17 protein-coding genes and 2 tRNA genes are annotated in these 20,992 nt (G+C 60.6%); 13 read left to right on the top strand and 6 right to left on the bottom strand.

Going from position 1 to position 20,992, the window contains the following annotated elements; all coding sequences use genetic code 11:
• The first annotated feature begins 25 nt into the window (after positions 1–25).
• The 3 genes from DW899_RS05280 to DW899_RS05270 are packed head-to-tail and all read left to right on the top strand — an operon-like array spanning position 26 to position 3,304.
• Positions 26–829 carry a TlyA family RNA methyltransferase gene (locus DW899_RS05280; protein ID WP_117629399.1) on the top strand — a complete coding sequence of 268 codons (804 nt, stop codon included), beginning with the start codon at positions 26–28 and terminating at the stop codon, positions 827–829.
• A complete protein-coding gene (locus DW899_RS05275) occupies positions 826–1,686 on the top strand; it encodes an NAD(+)/NADH kinase (RefSeq protein ID WP_055250448.1) in 861 nt (286 codons plus the stop codon). The genes DW899_RS05280 and DW899_RS05275 overlap by 4 nt, the downstream gene beginning before the upstream one ends.
• Positions 1,676–3,304 carry a DNA repair protein RecN gene (locus DW899_RS05270; RefSeq protein ID WP_117800218.1) on the top strand — a complete coding sequence of 543 codons (1,629 nt, stop codon included), beginning with the start codon at positions 1,676–1,678 and terminating at the stop codon, positions 3,302–3,304. Before DW899_RS05275 ends, DW899_RS05270 begins: the two co-directional genes overlap by 11 nt.
• Positions 3,305–3,364: 60 nt before the next feature.
• Here DW899_RS05270 and DW899_RS05265 read toward each other — a convergent pair whose 3' ends face one another.
• Complete coding sequence (locus DW899_RS05265) at positions 3,365–4,222, bottom strand: MurR/RpiR family transcriptional regulator (RefSeq protein ID WP_199570266.1); 858 nt, start codon at positions 4,220–4,222, stop codon at positions 3,365–3,367.
• Positions 4,223–4,494: 272 nt separating this feature from the next.
• Between DW899_RS05265 and DW899_RS05260 the strand changes: the two genes are divergently transcribed.
• The 10 genes from DW899_RS05260 to DW899_RS05215 all read left to right on the top strand — a co-directional run bounded on the left by DW899_RS05260 (position 4,495) and on the right by DW899_RS05215 (position 15,303).
• Positions 4,495–6,498 (top strand): fructose-specific PTS transporter subunit EIIC, encoded by a 2,004-nt coding sequence (locus DW899_RS05260; RefSeq protein WP_117800216.1) that lies wholly within the window; start codon positions 4,495–4,497, stop codon positions 6,496–6,498.
• 527 nt (positions 6,499–7,025) lie between these two features.
• Positions 7,026–7,289, top strand: a complete 264-nt coding sequence (locus tag DW899_RS05255) for an HPr family phosphocarrier protein (RefSeq protein ID WP_022094575.1) — start codon at positions 7,026–7,028, stop codon at positions 7,287–7,289.
• 133 nt (positions 7,290–7,422) lie between these two features.
• Positions 7,423–9,126, top strand: coding sequence for a phosphoenolpyruvate--protein phosphotransferase (gene ptsP / locus DW899_RS05250; RefSeq protein WP_117800215.1), 1,704 nt, complete (start codon positions 7,423–7,425; stop codon positions 9,124–9,126).
• A gap of 74 nt (positions 9,127–9,200) precedes the next feature.
• Positions 9,201–10,133: a 1-phosphofructokinase family hexose kinase gene (locus DW899_RS05245; RefSeq protein WP_117800214.1), complete on the top strand. Its 933-nt coding sequence runs from the start codon at positions 9,201–9,203 to the stop codon at positions 10,131–10,133.
• A 188-nt stretch (positions 10,134–10,321) separates the two neighbouring features.
• The gene (locus DW899_RS05240) at positions 10,322–11,254 is read left to right on the top strand and encodes a 1-phosphofructokinase family hexose kinase (RefSeq protein ID WP_117635162.1); all 933 of its coding nucleotides are present in this window, start codon (positions 10,322–10,324) and stop codon (positions 11,252–11,254) included.
• A 164-nt stretch (positions 11,255–11,418) separates the two neighbouring features.
• Complete coding sequence (locus DW899_RS05235) at positions 11,419–12,813, top strand: CCA tRNA nucleotidyltransferase (RefSeq protein ID WP_117800213.1); 1,395 nt, start codon at positions 11,419–11,421, stop codon at positions 12,811–12,813.
• Positions 12,814–12,941: 128 nt separating this feature from the next.
• Positions 12,942–13,018: transfer RNA gene (locus DW899_RS05230), tRNA-Glu, on the top strand.
• A gap of 22 nt (positions 13,019–13,040) precedes the next feature.
• Positions 13,041–13,117: transfer RNA gene (locus DW899_RS05225), tRNA-Glu, on the top strand.
• A 150-nt stretch (positions 13,118–13,267) separates the two neighbouring features.
• Entirely contained in the window at positions 13,268–14,575 is a 1,308-nt protein-coding gene (locus tag DW899_RS05220; RefSeq protein WP_117757230.1) for a lysylphosphatidylglycerol synthase transmembrane domain-containing protein, read from the top strand.
• A 116-nt stretch (positions 14,576–14,691) separates the two neighbouring features.
• On the top strand, positions 14,692–15,303 hold the full coding sequence (locus DW899_RS05215) for a TetR/AcrR family transcriptional regulator (RefSeq protein ID WP_158551920.1): 612 nt from the start codon (positions 14,692–14,694) through the stop codon (positions 15,301–15,303).
• A 112-nt stretch (positions 15,304–15,415) separates the two neighbouring features.
• Here DW899_RS05215 and DW899_RS05210 read toward each other — a convergent pair whose 3' ends face one another.
• The 5 genes from DW899_RS05210 to DW899_RS05190 all read right to left on the bottom strand — a co-directional run bounded on the left by DW899_RS05210 (position 15,416) and on the right by DW899_RS05190 (position 20,958).
• Positions 15,416–16,732 (bottom strand): ABC transporter ATP-binding protein, encoded by a 1,317-nt coding sequence (locus tag DW899_RS05210; RefSeq protein WP_117800212.1) that lies wholly within the window; start codon positions 16,730–16,732, stop codon positions 15,416–15,418.
• Entirely contained in the window at positions 16,733–17,755 is a 1,023-nt protein-coding gene (locus DW899_RS05205) for an iron ABC transporter permease (RefSeq protein WP_117800211.1), read from the bottom strand. It abuts the gene before it with no gap.
• A gap of 22 nt (positions 17,756–17,777) precedes the next feature.
• Complete coding sequence (locus DW899_RS05200) at positions 17,778–19,349, bottom strand: ABC transporter substrate-binding protein (RefSeq protein ID WP_147349725.1); 1,572 nt, start codon at positions 19,347–19,349, stop codon at positions 17,778–17,780.
• 4 nt (positions 19,350–19,353) lie between these two features.
• Positions 19,354–19,887, bottom strand: coding sequence for a hypothetical protein (locus tag DW899_RS05195; RefSeq protein ID WP_089571779.1), 534 nt, complete (start codon positions 19,885–19,887; stop codon positions 19,354–19,356).
• A gap of 144 nt (positions 19,888–20,031) precedes the next feature.
• Positions 20,032–20,958 carry a sirohydrochlorin cobaltochelatase gene (locus DW899_RS05190; RefSeq protein WP_117800209.1) on the bottom strand — a complete coding sequence of 309 codons (927 nt, stop codon included), beginning with the start codon at positions 20,956–20,958 and terminating at the stop codon, positions 20,032–20,034.
• Positions 20,959–20,992 lie beyond the last annotated feature (34 nt).

The raw sequence follows: 20,992 nt of genomic DNA, 5'->3' as shown, positions 1-20,992 counted from the left end.
CGGATACGAATGGTTGATGGCATTCATGAAACGCGTGCGTCTTGATGACGAACTGATTTCACAGGGCATCTGCGCCGATCGCGCGGATGCCCTTCGCACTCTTATGGCCGGATTGGTCTCGAGTGGCGGCGAGCGCTTGACTTCGCCGGGCCTTAAGGTGATTCCGGGTCTGCCACTGCACGTGAAGGGGCGCATTCCCTATGTTGGCCGCGGCGGTCTTAAGCTCGAAGGCGCGCTTGATGCGTTTGGCATCAATCCGACGGGCCTTAGCTGTCTGGATGTGGGCTGCTCTACCGGCGGCTTTACCGATTGCCTGCTCAAGCGCGGAGCTGCGACCGTTGTCTCGGTGGACGTGGGTCGCGCCCAGTTCGATTGGTCGTTGCGTCAGGATGATCGCGTGACGCTGCATGAGCGCACAAACGTGACGCAGCTGCCTGAGCTTGGCTATGCCGGTGCCATCGACCTGGCTGTATGTGATGTCTCGTTTACCGGCATCGCGAATATCATCGACGCCGTGCTGGCGTGCCTGAAGCCTTCGGGTTCGTTCTGCACGCTCGTAAAGCCCCAGTTTGAGGCGCCGGCTGCGCTGGTGGGCGAGCGCGGTATCGTGACCGACCCCGCCGTCCGCCGCGATACGCTCGTGGCGGCGATTGAGCTTTTTGCCGCCAAGGGCCTGTTCCCGCTTGACGTGTGCGTGTCGCCCATCCATGGCGCTAAGGGCAACGTTGAGTTTTTCCTGTACGGCACAAGGTTTGCCCCTGGTGAACGCACCGACGATGAGCTGCAATCCCAGGTATCGGCTTTGAGCGAGAAAGCTGCAACGCTATGAAGGTCTTTCTGGTTCCCAATTACTACAAGCAAGAGGCGGTCGAGAGCGGCCTGATGCTCGAGCTTTGGCTTTCGCGCCAGGGCTACGAGGTCGCATGGGCTGCCGACCAGCGATCGAAGATTCAAAGCACGCCTGATATTGATGGCTCAGATCTGGTCATTACGCTCGGCGGCGACGGTACGTTGCTGCGCGCTGCCCGCATCCTCAACCATCGCGAGATTCCTATCCTCGGTCTTTCCTATGGTCACCTGGGCTTTTTAACTGCTGCGAGCCCCGAGGAGCGCGACATTTTGCAGGTTGTGAGCGATGCCCTGTCCGGTGAGCTGCACGTGAGCCGTCGCGCTACCATCGCCGCGGATATCGTGTCCGTGCGCGAAGACGGTACGAAGGATGTCGTGCGCACCTTCGCCCTCAACGACATGGCGCTTACCCGCGGTCCGCTGTCCGATATGGTCGAGTTCGACATCACGGTGTCGGGCCACCATATCGATCGACTGCGTGGCGACGGCGTGGTTGTATCGACGGCGACTGGCTCCACCGGCTACGCGCTATCCGCCGGCGGTCCCATCGTCAGCCCCGATTACACGGGCATGGTCTGTGTGCCGATTGCTCCGCATACCATTCAGGCTCGCGCCTTTTTGACCTCGCCGAGTGATGTCGTCGAGATCTTTATGTCTGATGACCGTCCGAGTGTTCCGGCGATCGCTATCGATGGACAGTTTATTACCTGCGATGGCACCGTTGAGAGCGTGGCGGTGCGTCGCGGTCCCGGAGATGTGCTGCTTCTCGATTACGGTCCCGAGAGCTTCTATAACTCCGTGAGCCGCGTGTTCTACGGAGTGCGTCATGATCGATGAGCTGCAGGTTTCCAACATTGCACTCATTCGCGAGGCGACGCTGGTGCCGAGTGCGGGCCTAACGGTTTTGACTGGCGAGACCGGTGCCGGCAAGACCGCGCTGCTCTCGGCGCTCAAGCTCATTTTGGGCGAGCGTGCAGATTCGTCGACCGTGCGCGAGGGAGAGGCGCTGGCGAGCGTCGAGGCGCGCTTGTTCGACGGCCCGCACGACACGGAGGGCTTTACCGTGCAGCGCAGCCTTTCTGCCGAGGGTCGCAGCCGCGTCAAGATTGACGGCCGCATCGCCAGCGTGCGCGAGCTTTCCGAGCGCGTCGGCGTGATGATGGATCTGTGCGGCCAGCACGAGCACCAGCGCCTCCTCGATCCGGCGCATCACGTTGCCATGGTCGATGCCTGGGCTGGTCGCTCTGCGCTCGAGGCGCTCGACCGTTACCGTGCCTGCTTCAAGGCTTCGCGTGACGCCGCCAAGGAGCTTCGCCGTGTGGAGGAAGCCTCGCGTGCGCAGGGGAGCCGTGTCGAGGAGGCTCGCTTTGCCCTCGAGCGCATCGGCGCGGTCGACCCCAAGCCGGGTGAGTATGAGGAACTCGAGGAACTGCTGCCGCGCTCCGAACATGCCGAGGTACTGGTTGCCACAGCTAACGATGCCCATGCATCGCTTGCCGCCGAAGGTGGAGCGCTCGATGCCGTGAACAGCGCCGTGGCAGAGCTTTCCCGTATGGCTACCGTCGATCGCAAACTGGGCGACATTGCCGATGCGCTTTCGGATGCCTGCATCTCCCTTGAGGATAGCGCGAACGAGCTTCGTGCCTATCGCGATGGCGTCGCCTTCGACCCGCGCGAGCTCGCTCGCATGCGTGAGCGGTATTCCGACCTCAAGGGCCTGTTGCGTCAGTGGGGTCCCACCATGGACGATGTTTTTGCCATGCGCGATCGCTCGCAAGAGCTGCTGTCCCTGGTCGATGATGGCGATGAACAGATCAAAAAGGCGCGTGAGGCACTCGGGAGCGCCGAGCGCGAGCTGTTCGCTGCCGCCAAGGCACTCAAGCGTGCGCGTAATACCGCTGCTCCGCGTTTTTGTCACGAGGTTGGCCGCCAAATGGCGCGCCTGGAGATGGGCGGCGCCGAGCTCGTTTGGGAGTCGCGTGATCTTCCGCGCGCCGAGTGGACGCCGGCGGGTCCTTCAAGCTACGAGCTTTTGTATCGCAGCGGTGTCGGCTTGACGCCGCGTCCCCTGCGCCGCATTGCCTCGGGCGGCGAGCTCAGCCGCGTCATGCTGGCGAGCAAGGTGGTCTTGGGTAATGCTGACGGCGTCGACACACTGGTATTTGACGAGGTCGATGCCGGTGTCGGCGGCTCCACGGCTCGTGCTCTTGCTGGTGTGCTGGCCGATCTTGCCGCTACGCATCAAGTGATTGTCGTAACCCACTTGGCGCAAGTCGCCGTCATGGCCGACAAGCATTATGTTGTCAGCAAGGAGCCGGGCGATGTTCCCCAGACGCATTTGGACGAGGTAACCGGCGAAGCGCGTACCGCCGAGATTGCCCGCATGTTGAGCGGCGATCAGTCCGAGGCAAGCTTGGCCCACGCAAAGCAGATGCTCGAAGAAGTTCGAGGCTAGGTCGTATCAGCGGTGTTGGTGGGACAAAATAGACTGAAATTTTTTGTCCCACTACGCGTTTTACTCAACGACCTTGTCCGGCTGGATGAGCTCCTCGTAGTAGCTGATATGTTCGCGAGCGTCTTCAATCTCGGGCAGCAGGAAGTTGTAGATAACTTCGATGATCATCGTGGCGCTGATCTTGGAGAACGCAAAGTCACCCGTCGTCAGCAGCGCCTCGTGGTTGACGGTATTAAAAGTGTAGTCTGCCAGGCGCGCGAGTGGAGACTTGCTGTCGCTGCTGATGACGACTACGGTGGCACCGCAGTCGCGAGCTGCTTTTGCCATGCGATTCAGTCGGCGCGATTTGCCGGAGTTTGAGATGAGCACGATGACGTCACCGGGGCGCAACGTGAGTGCAAAGCCGATTGATGTCTCGCTAATGGTGCTCGCCATGCAGCGCAGGCCCAGCTGCGAAAACTTAAACGTCGCATCGAGCGCGACCGCGTTCGTATTGCCCACAGCCGCAAACTCAATAACCCCTGCATGCTTAAGGTCATGTACAACAGCCGCCAGCGTATCGTGGTCGATCCCGTCGATGGTCGCATTAAGCTCGCTCACCTTGGCAGCTAGGATGTTCTTGAGGCTCTGCTCCATATTGTCGAGTGAGACCTCGTCAGTCAGGCCCTCGTTGCGCTGGCTTTCCAAATCCCTCGCCAACGAAAACTGAAAGCTGCGGAAGCTACCAAAGCCAAGTTTGCGGCAGAAGCGCGAAACGGTCGCCTCGGACGTGGCGGCGGCGCGTGAGAGCTGAGCCGCCGTGAGGCGTGGCGCCTCGGACTGGTGCTCCAATATATAGTCGACAATGCGCTGTTCGGACTCGCTGTATCCCTGGTGGGTGCTAATGAGAGAGAGCGCGCTCTTGCTACTATCGGTCATGGATGGCTCCTGGTTGGCATGAAAATCGGAATCGTTTTGTAATGTCATAGTATAGGGGGATTTTCAATAACAAGATACACCTTGCCGTTTCAAGTGTTGATGGTAAACTTTCACCTACCGTTTACGGTTATGAAAGAACCTTTCACCGGAGAATTGCGCCTTGTCTCTTCTCACGCGGACGGTAGGTTGGTATCTTTCGGTTGTGGAAAAGCGCGCAAGGACGCGCGTGTAGGGGAGCGCCTGCGGGCGCAAAACTTTAAAAGGAGGGACACATGGCTAAGTTTGACATCATCGCCGCCACCGGTTGCCCGACCGGCATTGCGCACACCTTCATGGCTAAGGAGGCACTGGAGAAGGCAGCTGCCGAGCGCGGTCTGACCATTAAGGTCGAGACTCATGGCCAGGTCGGTGTCGAGAACGAGCTCACCAAGAGTGAGATCGCTGGTGCCAAGGCCGTCGTCGTCGCAGCCGACAAGGATGTCCAGGCTGAGCGTTTCGCCGGTAAGCCCATGGTTTCCGTTGGTGTTTCCAAGGCCCTGTCCGTTGAGGCCGCCGGTAAGCTGATTGACCGCGCACTCGCCGCTAAGGGCGACAGCACGGTTGCAGCCGCTGCCGATGTCGAGGACGAAGTCGAGGAGAAGGAGTCCATCGGCCACGTCATCTATAAGCACCTCATGAACGGCGTCAGCCACATGCTGGTCTTCGTCGTTGCTGGCGGTGTTCTGACCGCCGTTTCGTTCCTGTGGGGCATTACGTCCTTCGATTCGACGGCGTCTGACTACAACAGCTTTGCTGCGATGCTCAAGATCATCGGCGGTATCGCTATGAACCTCATGGTTCCGGTGCTTTCCGCCTACATCGCCGAATCCATCGGCAAGCGCCCGGCGCTCGTTCCCGGCTTTGTTGCCGGTATGATCGCCATCCAGGGCCTGCCTGTTAACGCCGAGACCGGCATGATCGACGCCGGTGGCGCCGGCGTGGGCTTCGGCTTCCTGGGCGGCATCGTCGGCGGCTTCCTCGCCGGTTATGTCATCCTGCTGCTCGAGAAGGTCTTTGCCGGTCTGCCCAAGAACCTGGACGGCCTCAAGGCTATCTTCCTTTACCCGCTGTTCTCGACGGCTATCGTCGGTCTGGTCATGCTCGGCATCTCCGGCCCCATGGCTGCCATCAACACTGCCATGATGGACTTCCTCAAGGGCCTGTCCGCCTCTGGCGCCGTTGTCCTGGGTCTTGCCATCGGCTGCATGTGTGCCTTTGACATGGGTGGCCCGGTCAACAAGGCTGCTTACGTCACCGGTACCGCTATGCTCACCGAGGCACTGGCTGCCGGCGTTGGCACCGATACCTACAACTTCGGCACCAACTTCATGGCTGCCGTCTCCGCCGCCTGCATCGTTCCGCCGCTGATCACCACCTTTGCCGTCGTTGTCGGCAAGAAGTACTTCAGCCAGGAGGATCACGACGCCGGTGTCGTCAACCTCATCCTTGGTTGCACCCACATCACCGAGGGCGCCATTCCGTTCATGACCAAGAACATCTGGCCGGTCATGCCCATCATGATGCTCGGTTCCTCTATCGCTTCGATCCTGACCATTATGTTCAACGTTCACGATCCGGCGCCTCACGGTGGCTTCCTGGTCCTGCCCGTTGTCGAGAACGGTCCGCTGTGGGTCCTCGCGATCCTCATCGGCGCTGTGGTCGGTGGCATCCTGTTCGTGGCCTTCAAGAAGTACGACTTCGAGAAGAACCAGAAGGCCGCTCCTGCAGCCAAGCCGGTTGAGGCTTCCAAGGCCGCTGCCGTTGAGGCCCCTAAGGCCGAGGCTGCCGACTTCGTGAAGGTCGAGAATGTCTTTGTCGCCGAGGACTTCGCTTCTCGCGACGAGGCTCTGAGCTTCGTTTCCAACCAGGCCGTCAAGGCCGGTATCGCCGGCGACGCTGACGCCGTGATGAACGCCTTCCTGGCCCGCGAGGCCGAGGGCACCACGGGCATGATGGAGGGCTTCGCCATCCCGCATGCCAAGTCCGACGCCATTACCGAGGCTGCCGTCATCGTCGTCAAGGACGAATCCGGCGTGACCGGGTGGGACACTATGGACGGCGCTCCCGTCAACGTGGCTATCGCCCTGCTCATCCCTGGTGCACAGGCTGGCACCACGCACCTCAAGATCCTGTCCAAGGTCGCCGAGGCGCTCATGGACGAGGACTTCCGTGGCACCGTCAAGGGTTCCACCGACGCCGCCGAGATCGCCAAGACGATCAACGCCCGCCTGGTCTAATTCAACAGTACGCGAATAACATCGCCCCCTGTAACAAAGGCGAGGACTCCCTACGGGTCCTCGCCTTTTTTCATCCCCTTCTTCTAACTTGCGGTGAAATAAGGACTGTTTAAATGTTTCAACCCTAAAATCAGTCCATATTTCACCGCAACTTAGAAGAAGGGGATAGCGCGGCCCGTCTATCGGATCGTCCGTGCGGACAAATATTCAGCCAGAATTCCGTTCGCACGATATTTCTTGGACCAACCGAGTTCCCGCAGCTCACCTGCCGGGCGAGGCGGTTAAGTTTGTCGCGAGTTCCGCACGCAAAGGAAAGCACTTAATGTGCTTTCCGTCTTGCGCAGGACTGTAGAGCAGCAAACTTAACCGCCCCGCCCGGCAGGCGAGCGGACAGCGAACGACATCTGTCCAACAATTCGTGCGAAACACAATGAAAAACCGTTTGATGTGAGTTAATATAAACAATGTCGTGAATCTGACTCCTGCCACATGCATGACAGGGGTTAAACACAAAAAAGGAGTCAACTATGGTTTCTGAGAAGGCTACCCTCGTTAATCCTCAGGGTCTGCACATGCGTCCGGCTGGTCTGTTCGCTTCCACCATGGGCAAGTACGCCTGTGACGTGACGGTCGTCACCCCCGAGAAGGAGGTCAACGGCAAGTCCCCGATGGCCCTCATGGCTGCTGGTATCCCCTGCGGCACCGAGGTCGAGGTCAAGTGCGACGGCGCCGACGAGGCCGAGGCTCTGGCTGCTGCCATCGAGCTCATCAAGAGCGGTCTTGGCGAGTAGAACTCAAACGGGTCGCATGTTGAACAACTAAGTTCATATTTGGGGGCGCAGTGACCTGTCTTAAGGTAGCTGCGCTCTTTTGTCATGGATATGGCAAAACGCTTTATCACATGACACGGAGAGAGGAATGGGAATGTATCAGGGAGTCAACGCTTCCGAGGGCATCGGTATCGGCACCGTCATGGTCGCCGTCGATCCCGACTTGACGTTTGAGCCGCACGAGGTTGCTGATTCGGCAGCAGAGAAGGAGCGCTATCAGTCCGCTCTTTCGGTCTTCTGCGAGAAGACCCAGGCTCAGGCCGACCACATGAAGGAGACGGTGGGCGAGGCCGAGGCCGAGATCATGAGCGGACACATTGTCCTGGCTCAGGACCCGGGCATGACCGACGCCATCAACGCCGCCATTGACGGCGGCACCTGCGCCGAGCAGGCGCTCATGGACACCTCGACCATGTTCGAGAACATGTTCCTGTCCATGGACGACGAGATGTTCCGTCTGCGCGCGGCCGACATCGCCGACATCCGCACCGGTATTCTGGCCGAGCTGCTGGGCAAGGAGGTCGTCGACCTCTCCGTCCTGCCCGAGAATACCGTCGTTGTCGTGCACGACCTCACGCCGTCCATGACCGCCACGATCGATAAGGCCCACGTTGCCGGTATCGTCACCGAGACCGGTGGCCGCACGTCGCACTCCGCGATCATTGCGCGCGCCCTCGAGATCCCGGCTGTCCTTTCGGTTTCCAACAGCTGCACCGCACTGCGCAACGGCATGACCGTTGTCGTCGACGGTGGCAAGGGTATCGTCGAGGCCGATCCCGATGAGGAGACGCTCGCCGCTTACACTGCCAAGGCCGAGGCTTTCGCTGCCGAGAAGGCGGCTCTCGAGGCCTTCCGCGGCAAGCCGTCCGTGACTGCCGACGGCATCAAGAAGATCATTGCCTGCAACATCGGCAACCCCGATGACGTGCCCAACGCGCTCGATCACGACGCCGAGGCTATCGGCCTGTTCCGTTCCGAGTTCCTGTTCATGGACTCTGCTGAGCTTCCTTCCGAGGAGGAGCAGTTCAACGCCTACCGTAAGGTCGCCAGCGCGCTCAAGGGCGCTCCGGTCATCATCCGCACGCTCGATGTGGGTGGCGACAAGGAGATTCCGTACCTGCACATGGTCAAGGAAGAGAACCCCTTCATGGGCTTCCGCGCCGTGCGTTACTGCCTGGCCAACCCCGACCAGTACAAGGTCCAGCTCCGCGCCCTGCTGCGCGCCAGCGCCTTCGGTGACGTCAAGATCATGATCCCGCTCGTCACCTGCGTCGAGGAAGTCTTGGCTGTCAAGGAGCTCGTCGAGCAGTGCAAGGCCGAGCTGACCGAAGAGGGTCGCAAGTTCAACGAGAACATCGAGGTTGGCATCATGGTCGAGACGCCTGCCGCCTCGCTGCTCGCTGACCGCCTGGCCGAGGTCGCCGACTTCTTCTCCATCGGCACCAACGACCTGATCGGCTACACCATGTGCGCCGACCGTGGCAACGACACCATCTCCAACCTGTACCAGGTTTACTATCCCGCCGTGCTCCGCTCGCTCAAGAACATCATCGAGAGCGGCGTGAAGGCCGGCATCATGGTCGGTATGTGCGGCGAGGCCGCTGCCGATCCGTTGCTCGAGCCGCTGCTGATCAGCTGGGGCCTGGAGGAGTTCTCGATGAGCGCTCCGTCCATCCTGCGCGCCCGCAAGACCATCAGCCAGTGGACCAAGGCCGAGTGCGACGAGCTCGCCGAGAAGGCGCTCGCCTGCAACACTGCCGCCGAGGTCAAGGCACTGCTCGAGTCCGCAGCTCGCTAATTTGGTATCAGAGGTAACCGCGTGGTTGGAATGGGCCGGCCACGCGGCCCTCACATATACAGGGGGTACTGTAAATGTTCTACACGCTAACCGCTAACCCGGCTGTCGACATGACGGTTTCGAGCTCTCCGCTCGAGCCCGACGAGAACGTCCGCACCGGCTCGGCCAGCTACACGGCTAACGGCAAGGGCCTCGACGTGTCCTTCGCCTTTAAGAAGATGGGCGTCGACACCGTCGCGCTCGGTTTCTTCGCCGGCTTCACGGGCAAGTTCATCGTCGAGGAGGTCATGAACCTGGGTTGCCTCTGCCGCCCGGTCTGGACCGACGGTATCACGCGCATCAACACCTACGTCAACGATGGCCAGCACGAGTACGGCATCCTCAACCCCGGTGCTCCGATCACGCCGCAGCATCAGGAGGAGCTCTACAACATCCTGGACACCGCGGGCGACCTTGAGTGCCTGATCGTCTCCGGCTCCGTGCCTCCCAAAGCTACGCCCGACTTCCTGGCTCAGGTCATGGAGCACGCTCAGGCCCGTGGCGCCGACGTCGTCCTGGACCTGTCCTCCGACAAGCTCAAGGAGCTCGCTCACAAGAAGCCGCTGCTCATTAAGCCGAACCATCACGAGATGAAGGCTATCTTCGGCGTGCCGGTCGACACCGACGACGAGGTCCGCGTTGCCATGAAGCTGGCTCACGACGCGGGCGTTCAGAACGTGCTGCTCACCCGTGGTAGCCGTGGCGACGCCTACTTCTCCAACGGCGAGGACATTTGGTACGCCAAGCGTGAGTTCAACATCAAGCTGGTCTCTTCCGTCTGCGCCGGCGACTGCACCCTCGCTGCGTTCCTGCACAAGTGGTACAGGGATCGCGACAACGTCGAGGAGGCCATGAAGCTCGCTATGGCCACCGGCGCCAACGTCGCTGAGTCCGTCGGCATCGGCGACTTCGGTCACGTTGACGAGTACAGCAAGCGCGTTGCTGTCCGCAAGCTCGATCGTCAGTAATCGAAACGCGACATATTCGTGCGCATGCGGCGCCCCGGTTTCGGCTGGGGCGCCTTTTTGTTCCGCCACGGGGGAGAGGAGTCCTTCCGTACTTCATCGCTTCCACACCGTTCACCGAGTTGTCCTAGCCTTTTACCGATGCGTGGAATATACTTTCATTAACACGTTGCCTTGTGAAAGGAACATTCATGATTTACACGCTCACTGCAAATCCCGCCATTGACTACAACATCACCTGCGACGGTCTTGCTGCCAACACCGTCACGCGTACCCGCAACGCCGTCTACACGCCCAACGGCAAGGGCCTCAACGTCTCGTTTACGCTCGACCACTACGGCGTCGACACCACGATCCTGGGCTTTTTCGCCGGTTTCTCGGGCGAGTTTATCGTTAAGGGCGCCGAGGCCCTGGGCGTGCCCGTCAAGCCCGTGTGGACCGACGGCATCACGCGCGTCAATGTGTTCCTCAACGCCGGCCCCGACACCGAGTACAACATGGTCAACGCCGGTGCCGCCATCAACGAGGCCAACGAGCGGGAGATGTTTGAGCTCATCGATTCGCTCGATGACATGACCTGCCTGGTCATCAGCGGCTCGCTGCCTCCCAACACTTCCGAGGGCTTCCTGGCCGAGGTCCTGCGCCGCGTCAAGGCCAAGGGGGCCGAGTTCGTGCTCGATATCTCGAGCCATCAGCTGGCAGACCTCATTGCCATGGAGCCGCTGCTGATTAAGCCCAATGACGACGAGCTGCTCGATATCTTTGGCATTAAGGTAAGCGGCGGCGACGATGAGTCCGTCAAGGGTGCCATGGCCGAGCTGCACGCCAAGGGCGCTAAGAACGTGCTGCTGACGCTCGGCGGCGCCGGTGCGTACTTCTCCAACGGCGAGCACATCTGGTTTGCCAACCGTACTTTTGAGGTTAAGCTGCTGTCGACGGTGTGCGCCGGCGATTCTTCGCTGGCCGCCTTCCTGTCCGTGTGGCACGACGCCCCGGAGCGCGTCGAGGACGCCCTGCGTCTCTCGATGGCCACCGGCGCTAACGTGGTCGAGTGCCCCGGTCTGGGCGACTTCGCCAAGGTCGATGAGTATCAGAAGGGTATTGCAATCCGTCAGGTTTGCTAGTTCCGGCACCTTGCCTGAATAGTTCAATTATTTCGCATCCGTCTTAGACCAGGACGGATGCGTTTTTGTTTATCGGACTTGCGTGTGCAGTGGAGGCTGTTTCTTGCTAGACTTCTTGCAGACGCAATCGATAGCCAATTTGATAGTCGCAGGAGGCCATAGGCATGTGCAATGTTTCGCTCAACGGTACGCAGCCGACCGATGCCTCTATCCGTGTCCTGCGTGCGCTTGAGGCAGCAGGTCTTGAGGCTTGGTACGTGGGTGGTTGGGTACGTGATGCGCTGATGGGATGCCCCAGCCACGATGTCGACATGTGCTGCAGCGGCCTGTGGCTGGAGTCCAAGGCGGCACTCGAGGCCGCCGGCATTGCGGTAGTTGAGTCGGGCATTAAATTTGGCGGCATTACGGCTATTTGCGATGGCGAGCGCATTGAGGTCACCACCTATCGCCTGGACGGCTTCTATACCGACGGTCGTCATCCTCAGAGTGTGGAGCGCGCCGCTTCGCTTGAGGACGATCTGGCGCGCCGCGACTTTACCGTCAATGCCATGGCGTGGCATCCCGAGCGCGGCCTTGTCGACCGCTACGATGGCCAGGGCGACCTAGACCGCAAGCTGATTCGTGCCGTCGGAGATCCCAAGCGCCGCTTTAACGAGGATGCCCTGCGCATGTTGCGTGCGGTGCGTTTTGCCTGCCGCCTGGACTTTGTGATTGAGCCCGAGACCAAGTGTGCCCTTGCCGAGTGCGCGCCGCTGCTCGATGCCGTGGCGCGCGAGCGCGTGGGTATTGAGCTCGAGGGCATTCTATCGACCGGCCACGGGGGAGACGCGATGCTGCGCTACCCCGAGCTCATCTGCGCCGCCGTGCCCGAGCTTGCGCCGGCTCGTGGGTTTGACCAGCGCAGTGTCTATCATGCGTTTAACGTCTACGAACATATCGCCCGCGTGCTGACGGTGGCAGGGGAGCTGGCGCTGTGCGATGGCGTGGCGCCTTCGCCGAGCTTAATGTGGGCAGCGTTTTTGCATGACGTCTCCAAGCCCGATTGCTTTACGGTCGATCACGCCGGCAGCGGCCACTTCTACGGTCATCCCGAGCTCGGCGCCAAGAAGGCGCGCGTCATTATGGATTGCCTGGCGCTCTCGCACGATTTGGTGCGCGATGTGTGCCTGCTCATCAAATACCATGACAAGCCGCTGCGCCCCGAGCGCTCCTGCCTGCTCAATATGATGCGCGCGCTTTCGGGCGAGGGCGTCGACACGCCGCGTCTGATGGACGAGCTCATGGATCTTAAGCGTGCTGACACACTTGGTAAGGCCCCGTCGTGCTTCTATTACGTCGAGACGATTGAGGAGATGCGCGCGATGGCGCACGAGCTGCTGAAGGCGGGGGAGCCCTATACGCTCAAGATGCTCGCCATTAACGGCGGCGACCTGATCCGCGCCGGTGTGAAGCCGGGGCCCGAGCTAGGCCAGCTACTCAACTCCGCCCTCGACGCCGTGATCGAAGACAACATCTCCAACGAGCGCGAAGCTCTTTTGGTCCATCTCAACTTGAATTAGCTACCCAGTTTACCTGCGCGTTCCATAACCTGCCGACAATTTTTTCGGCAATTTGGAATTTCTTCTTGCGCTGATGTTTTTTGTCCCGTAATATATATCCTCGCAGCACGGCAGTGCAGATGTCATGTGGCCCGTTCGTCTAGCGGTTTAGGACGCCGCCCTCTCAAGGCGGAGATCACCAGTTCGAATCTGGTACGGGCTACCACTTCTTTTCTGCTGAGGTCTATGGCCCGTTCGTCTAGCGGTTTAGGACGCCGCCCTCTCAAGGCGGAGATCACCAGTTCGAATCTGGTACGGGCTACCACGCATCTGATACCCGGTCTTCCCATGGAAGGCCGGGTTTTTTATTTTCAAACAACCGTCTGCAATTCCCGTTTGAACCAGAGCTTTGCGTTCTGCCTATGGCCCTTACGGGTACAATAACCAAGATATTTTGACTGTTAGAAGGAGTCTCATGACGGAGTCCTCTCAGCATACGTCTAAGCCCCAGGTCGAGGTTGAGGCCTCGGGCGGAGATGACAATAAGAGCGCACGCCGCGGCGCCATCTTTATCGGCGTCGTGCTGGTGGGTTATATCGTCTATCTGGTGGTAACCGGGCAGATGGGGCAGTTCTGGGCCGCTATGTCGAGCGTCCAGGCGCCATGGCTCGTTATCGCGTGTCTTTGCATGTTCATGTATCTGTTCTTTGGCATTGTGGCCTATGCGATCGCCGTTTGGCTCGACCCTTATTCGCCCGTCGGCATTCGCGACCTGATCTCGGTCGAGGCGAGCGGTATCTTCTTTGGCAACCTGACGCCCATGATGATGGGCTCTACGCCCGCCCAGATTTACCGCCTGACCAAGGCAGGCCAAAATGTCGGCGAGGCCGGTGCCACGCAGTTCACGCGCTTTATCGTGTATCAGTTTGGCCTCGTTGCCTGGGGCGCCATTCTGCTGCTTGCCCGAATGCCGTTTTTCGCCGAGCGCTATGGCGACATGACGCTGCTGTGCGTCTTTAGCTTTGGCGGTCACTGCTGCATTCTGCTTGGCATCTTTGCCGTCGCGCTCATGCCTAAGACCGTCACGCGCGTCGCGCACTGCATTATCAATTGGCTCGAGCGAATGGGCGTCTCGGCCACCAAGATTGAGGGCTGGCGTACGTTTGTCGACGGCGAAATCTACTCTTTCTCCGAGAAGTTCAAGCTTTCAGCCGGCCACTTTTCGTCCATGCTGCTCACGGTGGTCATCACCATGATGCAGCTCGCGTTTTTCTACCTCGTGCCGTATTTCCTGATGCTTGCCTTTGGCCACCACGAGGTCGACTTTTTCTCGGTCATGGCCGCGAGCGCCTTTGTCCAGCTGTTGAGCTCTGCGGTCCCCTTGCCCGGTGGAACTGGTGGCGCTGAGGGCGGCTTTGCATTGTTCTTGGGTCATTTCTTTGGGTCGGCTTCGACCGCCGGCTATCTGCTGTGGCGCCTCATTACGTTTATTGCGCCGACCATTTTGGCTGCGCCCCTGTTGGGCCTTAAGAGCGCCCACAACGAGAGCATCCATGCGCGCTGGGATCGCGTGATGCGCAAACTCGGCCGCACGCCTCAGACGCCCTCTGCGCCCACTAAGCCGCACCCCACGAATGCTGTTACCGTTGATCCCAAGAAGCACGCTCAGAAGGCTTCTGGGACCGCTAAGCCGGCTCATAAAGCCTATGTGCGCCAGACAGGCGACGGTATTCGCGTATCTCCGTCGGCACTCAATAAGAAGAAGCACCCTAAGTCGCAGTAGGGCAGTCGTGCGTTCTTCATATTGCCGGGCTTTTTTGTGCCGGATGGGGGATAATCCTCTTACGTAGATTATCTCTCATCTGTTGATGTATGCCCGCATATCGAAGGGACACGCCCATGGCCACCAGCAAACCGCGTATTGATCGCCGCATCGTTCGCAGCCGCAATGCCATCCTTTCCGCTTTCGAGCGCCTGCTCATGGAAAAGCCGCTGGCAGACATTACGGTGAGTGCCATCGCGCGCGAGGCCAATGTCGACCGCAAGACCTTTTACGTTCACTTTGGTACGGTCGACGGCCTGCTCGATGCCATTGCCGTCGATGTGGTGGAGATGATTGTCGACTCGGTCGAGAAAACGCTTGCTTCAATGGACGGTGACACCAACGAGCGCGCCCTGGGAGCGGCGGCGACCTTCTTTAAAACCGTTAACGAGGCGTTATGCAACAACCTGGTGCTCAATCGTCAGCTGATCGAGAACATTCCGCTCGATGATTTTATGGCTCGTCTTCGTGCACCTCTCGAGCACGAGATTGCCGAGCGCAATCTGCTGCCCCAAGGCCTTAAGGATGAGATGTTCGACTACTATCTGGCGTTTTTGCTGTCAGGCATTATCGGTATCTATCGCACGTGGGCGCTGTCTGACGGCTCGGTTCCTATTGAGCGCGTCTCTGAGGTCGCCAACGACCTGACTCTCAATGGCCTGTCGAGTCTGGAATCTCGCTTGGATTAGGCCTAATTGGGCTCGTCGGCGTGGAAATTCCTGTTTACGAGGTTCTCCGGCGCCTTGTAGACCTCGCCGGCGTAGGAGCTGTAGCCTGAGGATCCTTAAAAGAAAGTCCAGTTTATCCTTTCCACCCCAATTGGGAATCCTCCGATGTGCCTTCGCACGCTCGCATGACCTCGATACCGTGCGAGCGTGCGAACTCGACGAGCTCTGCGTTGCGGGCGTTTATGGTGCCGAAGGCGGCGGGACACACGATAAGGCGCGCGCAGTGGACGAGGAGCTCTTTGGCGCGGGCTATGGTTCTATCCCCGATCGGCTCGAAGGCGCGCTCGGCCACGCATTCCGCCGCCAGGTCGCGCGCGAGCTCGCAGTCGATGTCCCCTTCGTGCAGAACGCCCGTGTAGAACGCCTTGCCCTGCCGGATGAGCTGGCGAAACACAGCCGACCCCGTACCTGCGCCGGCGATGACGAACGTGTGCGCATCGCCGTGCGGGTGTCCAATTTCCACGCTGCCGAAGCGCTCGTTGAAGGTGCCATGCTGAAGGCCGTAGAGCTCGCCAATCGTCTCGCGCGTGAATATGTCCTCGGGTACGCCGGCGCGGAAGACCCGGCCGTCCTTCACGCAAATCACCTTGTCGGCGCTTTTCTGCGCGAGCTCGAGTTCGTGGATGGACATGATGACAGCCACATTCCGCGATTTCGCAAGGTGGCGAAGTATTCGCAGCAGGTCGATCTGGTAGCGGATATCGAGATACGACGTGGGCTCGTCGAGCACGAGCACACGCGGATCCTGCGCGATGGCGCGTGCGAGCATGACGCGCTGGCGTTGCCCGTCGCTTATCTGCATGAAGTCGCGCTCGGCGAGCTCTTCCACATGTGCGGTTTTCATGGCCTCGCCGACCCGACTATGGTCGTCGGGCGAGAGTGTGCCCATTCGTCCGGTGTAGGGATGCCTTCCCGCCTCTACGATATCGCGGCAGGTGAGGAGCTCGGTCCGGGGGCGATCTGTCAGCATAACGGCAAGGTTCCTTGCGAACTCCGCCGTCTTCCATCGGGAAATCTCCCGCCCGTCGAGCTCGACCGCGCCGGCAAGCGGTGCCAGATGGCGTGTGATGGTTTTCAAGATGGTCGACTTGCCCGAGCCGTTCGGCCCGATGAGTGCCACGACGTCGCCCGCGCGAACCTCCAGATCGACGCCTCCGACTACGACCTTCTTGTCGTAGCCCGCCGACAGGTCGCTTATGCGGAAAAGCGGCGCTCCGTCAGCCTGCGTTTCGACCGGAGTTTCGAGGTTCGGCTCCGCTCGGAGGAGGCGTTCCGCGCGCAGTTCCGCACGAGCCGAAAGTGCCTTCTGGCGCTTTCGTGCGAGCTCAGGACTGTCTAAGCATAGAATGTCGCCTCCGAGCGTTTTGGGCCGCGGCACGAATTCCCCCATCTACCTCACCCGCTTCTTCAACATGAGCGCGATAACCACCGGAGCGCCGAAGATGGCGGTGACGGCGCTGATGGAAAGCTCGACGGGAGAGAACAGCGTGCGCGCGATCAAATCGCAGCCCGCGCAGAAGATGGCGCCTCCCAAGAAGCACGCAGGAATCACGCGGATGGGCTTCGACGACTTTAGCGCCGACTTCACGAGATGCGGAACCGCGATGCCTACGAACGACACCGGACCAGCGAACGCGGTCACGCAGGCGGAGAGCATACTTGCTAGAAGGACGAGCACCACGCGGAAGCGTTCGACGTTCACGCCGGCGCTTTTCGCGTAGGCTTCTCCCAGCTGGAAGGCGGAAAGGGGCTTCGATATCGCGAATACGCATGCGCTCACGGTGATCACCACGACCGCGATGACCGCGATGTCGTCCCAGCTCGAACCCGAGAAGCTACCCAAAGACCAGTTGTGCAGGTTCACGATGGACTGGTCGTCGGCGAAGGCGATGAGGAAGTTCGTCGCCGCCGAGCAGATGTATCCCACCATGACGCCCGCCACGATGAGCATGGCCATGGAACTTATGCGCCGTGCGATGAGGAGCACGAAGCCGATGGTGATAAGCGAGCCCAGAAACGCTGCGGCCACCATGGCCGGCGAGGACATGGCCTGGTTCGCGCCTAGAAGTACGATCATCGTAAGCGCGACGACGAACTTTGCGCCCGAGGAGACGCCCAAGATGAACGGGTCGGCGATGGGGTTGTTGAAAAACGTCTGCAGCAGGAACCCGGAAAGCGAAAGTGCCCCGCCGAGAAGCACGGCTGAAAGCACGCGCGGCAGGCGAATCTCCCAGATGACCTGGCTTTCCATGGAATTGGCCGCGCCGCCCGAAAGGATGCCGGGGATGTGGTCTGCGGGCACGAGCACGCTCCCGATGCACAGGTTGGCCCCGACGAGCACGATGAGGGCAACAGCGAGCAGCGCCGTCACGACGCGACACCGCGCGGCGCGCCCCGATTCGTCGTATGCCATGGAAAGCCGGCTTCTCATGGTGCTAACCGAGCTTCCTCAGATAATGGAAGTCGCTCGCGTCATCGCCGGTGAACGCCCCGTGCAGCTCGTCGATAATGTCGGCGGTAGAAGTCATCTGCTGGTACATGTCGGCGCTTGTGACCCAGACGTTGCCGTTCTTCACGGCTTTGAACTGCGACAATAGCGCGTTTTTGCCTACGAAGTCGTTCAAGGTGGCAACCGATTCGTCGATGGTGCCGTTGTAGACGATGATGTCGGCATCCTTCGCCGTCGCGTAGAAGCGCTCCATTTCGAGCGTTACTGACGAACCTGACGTCGACGCCGTCTGCGCGTCATCGAGCGCATAACTGCCGCCTGCAAGCTCGATCATCTGCGCCACGTAGTCGCCCGCCCGCCGCGTGACGGCGGCCCCGTTCGAGTTAATGTAGAAATACGCCACGGTTTTACCTGACGACGCGAGCCCCGACGTTTGCTCGACGCGGGCCTTCTGCTCGTTGAACAGGTGCGCGGCCTCGTCTTCCTTGTCGAACAGGACGCCGAAAAGCTTAATCCACTCGACGCGCCCGAGTGCTTCGGGCTCGCTCGACGACTGTTCGGTGAGCACGACGAGCCCGAGCTTCTGCAGCTTTTCCTTCACATCGGGCGTGTGGTTGATCATGGTGTTCTCGATGGCGAGCGTGCAGCCCGAGGCCGATATTCGCTCGTAGTCGGGCGCGCTGTACTTGCCGCCGTAGGCGATCGCCCCACTTTCGAGCGCGCTTTTGAAGCCTGCGACCGAGCAATCGTCGGCCTTCGTCCCCGACATGATGATATTGTCGTTCGCATCGAGCGCGTCGACCAGGCACATCGTCGCCGACGACACGAGGTACACCTTGTCGGCGGGGCGCCTTATGACCGCGATGTCGGAGCTCAACGCATCAGGTACTTTCGCATCTTGCGGCACCACGAGGAAACGCTCCCCATTCGAAACGCAGATAAGCCGCAGACCGCCTCCGAACTCGTCGACAGTGAAGTGCTCGGCGTATTCAAGCTGAAGCGCCCCCGTCGGCTCCCAGCCGCAGCCCAAATCGGCGTTGTGGAAGTCGGCCGCGGCGCTTGAAGCCGTTCCTGCAGGGGAGCCGCCGCTTGCATCGTCGCCCGATTTCTCCTTCATGGTGGATGAGTCGAAGTGGATCGTGTAGTCGATGGTGTGCGGCGTCGACATGGCGACGGTCTCGGCCGACACGGCGATGTCCTCGTCGAGCGTGACGGGTATCTCGAACGTGGAGTTGCCGCCGTCGTTTACGGGCGCGTAGTCCACGCCGTCGACGGTCATCTTGTCGTAGTTCGAACTCGACCAGGTGATGGTCGCGGTGTAGGTGTCGCCATCCTTCACAATTGTGGTGGGTGAGGCGATGCTTGCGCGCCCTGACCCACCGGAAAGCGAGACACTCACAGTGTATTCCTGAGAGCCCGCCGTGCCACCGGTCGCGTTCGGGCTCGCACTGCACCCCGCGAAGGGAAGCGCGAGCAGGGCGACGAGAACGCAGGTGATCGCGCGCGCCGCGATGCTGTGGAGCTTCCTGTTTTCCCCCTTGGGGAGAATCGACCGCATGGCGTTACTTCAGTGCGTCGGCGCGCAGATCGACACCGGCGGATTCGAACACAAGCGTGCGGTCGTACCACTGCTCTTTTCTAATACTCCACGCGGCACAGGCGGTGTCCTCGTCGAGCGCATCAACGGGCACGTCGTAGGTGTACTTGCCTTCCGCGTTTTCCACATAGGGGATGAAGTCGGCTTCGCTCGCGGCGGCAGCCTCGTCGCCCGTGCCCATGAAGAGCTTGCCGTAGCCCGTGCCGGAAAGCGTCATCACGCAGTGCATGGAGCCGTTTTCCACGATGAGCTGGGCGTCCACAATCCTGAACATGTTCGAGCTGGAATCTACGGTGATCGGATAGGTGCCGTCGGCCACCTTGTCGGCGGTGATGGGGGCAGCGCTTGCACCCTCGGTCGCATCGGCCGCCTGCTCGGTCTTTTCCTGGGAATCGGTATTGCTTGCCTTTGCGCTGTCGCTTGAATTTCCGGCGCAGCCGGCGAGCGAGAACGCGAGAAGCGCCGCCGACAGGGCGAAGACGAGGGTTTTCTTCAACATGGAGGGGTTCCTTTCAATCGCTTCTACCGCCCGCGCCGTGCGGTGGGCGGGCGGGATGCGAATGCAACGGGCATGCGCCGTCGGTCGGGGAAGGCGCATGCCCGTTGCACGGGGACGCGACCGGCGCCCCCGTGCGCGGCGAGTTTACAGCTTGGCGATGGCGTCGTCCACGTGCGAGACGTAGATGTCGTCGACCGCGGCGTTCTGTCCCAGACCCTGGAGCAGGCACGTCACTTCGAAGCCGGCGGCCACGAACTTCGCAGCCCAGCTGTCGGGGTCGGTCTCGTCTGCCATGTCGTTGTTCGCGTGGTCGCCCGCGACCACCATGAACGGCGCGAGCACGGCCTTCTTGTACCCTGCGGCGCTCGCAGCGGCGATAACATCCTCGCAGGTCGGTTCAGCCTCGACGGTGCCGACGAAGAACTGCGTCAAGCCCTCGTTCTTGAACACTTCCTGCATCTTGGCATAGTCGGCGTTGGAATCGGCTTCGGTGCCGTGGCCCATGAGGCACAGCGCCGTCTTGCCGTCGTCGAAGGACGCCATGTTCTCCTTAATGGCTGCGGCCACCTTCTTGTAGTCGTCGTCGGAGGTGAGCAGCGGGTCGCCGAGCGAGATCTTGTCGAACTTGTCGGCGTACTTGTCGAGCTCGTCTTTCACGTCGGCGTATTCCAGGCCAGCCATGAGATGCGTCGGCTGCACGACGATTTCCTTCACGCCGTCTTCCACGCAGCGGTCGAGCGCCTCGGTCATGTTGTCGATCGTGATGCCGTCGCGCTTCTTCAGCTTGTCGATGATGATCTGCGCGGTGAAGGCGCGGCGGATGTCGTAGTCCTGCCAGTACTTCTCGCGGATAGCGTCTTCGATGGCGCCGATGGTGATGTGGCGCGAGTCGTTGTAGCTCGTGCCGAAGCTCGTGACGAGAATGACCGGCTTCACGGCCATCTCCTTTTCGCTCGATTTCTCGGAACTCGCGGAGGTGCTGGAGCAGCCCGCGAGCGCGACTCCGGCGAGCGCGACGACTCCGGTTGCTGCGGCGCCCATGAAGCCGCGGCGTGACATCTGGTCGGACATGGTTTTCCCTTTCCTCGGTTTGCCGGTCCCCCGG

This window comes from Collinsella sp. AM41-2BH, assembly GCF_003468085.1.
Taxonomy (GTDB): Bacteria; Actinomycetota; Coriobacteriia; order Coriobacteriales; family Coriobacteriaceae; genus Collinsella.
This window is presented reverse-complemented; position numbering and strand designations above follow the sequence as displayed.

Coding starts and splice junctions, on each gene's coding strand:
- DW899_RS05280 (WP_117629399.1), top strand. CDS start 26: ATGAAACGCGTGCGTCTTGATGACGAACTGATTTCACAGGGCATCTGC.
- DW899_RS05275 (WP_055250448.1), top strand. CDS start 826: ATGAAGGTCTTTCTGGTTCCCAATTACTACAAGCAAGAGGCGGTCGAG.
- DW899_RS05270 (WP_117800218.1), top strand. CDS start 1,676: ATGATCGATGAGCTGCAGGTTTCCAACATTGCACTCATTCGCGAGGCG.
- DW899_RS05265 (WP_199570266.1), bottom strand. CDS start 4,222: ATGACCGATAGTAGCAAGAGCGCGCTCTCTCTCATTAGCACCCACCAG.
- DW899_RS05260 (WP_117800216.1), top strand. CDS start 4,495: ATGGCTAAGTTTGACATCATCGCCGCCACCGGTTGCCCGACCGGCATT.
- DW899_RS05255 (WP_022094575.1), top strand. CDS start 7,026: ATGGTTTCTGAGAAGGCTACCCTCGTTAATCCTCAGGGTCTGCACATG.
- ptsP (WP_117800215.1), top strand. CDS start 7,423: ATGTATCAGGGAGTCAACGCTTCCGAGGGCATCGGTATCGGCACCGTC.
- DW899_RS05245 (WP_117800214.1), top strand. CDS start 9,201: ATGTTCTACACGCTAACCGCTAACCCGGCTGTCGACATGACGGTTTCG.
- DW899_RS05240 (WP_117635162.1), top strand. CDS start 10,322: ATGATTTACACGCTCACTGCAAATCCCGCCATTGACTACAACATCACC.
- DW899_RS05235 (WP_117800213.1), top strand. CDS start 11,419: ATGTGCAATGTTTCGCTCAACGGTACGCAGCCGACCGATGCCTCTATC.
- DW899_RS05220 (WP_117757230.1), top strand. CDS start 13,268: ATGACGGAGTCCTCTCAGCATACGTCTAAGCCCCAGGTCGAGGTTGAG.
- DW899_RS05215 (WP_158551920.1), top strand. CDS start 14,692: ATGGCCACCAGCAAACCGCGTATTGATCGCCGCATCGTTCGCAGCCGC.
- DW899_RS05210 (WP_117800212.1), bottom strand. CDS start 16,732: ATGGGGGAATTCGTGCCGCGGCCCAAAACGCTCGGAGGCGACATTCTA.
- DW899_RS05205 (WP_117800211.1), bottom strand. CDS start 17,755: ATGGCATACGACGAATCGGGGCGCGCCGCGCGGTGTCGCGTCGTGACG.
- DW899_RS05200 (WP_147349725.1), bottom strand. CDS start 19,349: ATGCGGTCGATTCTCCCCAAGGGGGAAAACAGGAAGCTCCACAGCATC.
- DW899_RS05195 (WP_089571779.1), bottom strand. CDS start 19,887: ATGTTGAAGAAAACCCTCGTCTTCGCCCTGTCGGCGGCGCTTCTCGCG.
- DW899_RS05190 (WP_117800209.1), bottom strand. CDS start 20,958: ATGTCCGACCAGATGTCACGCCGCGGCTTCATGGGCGCCGCAGCAACC.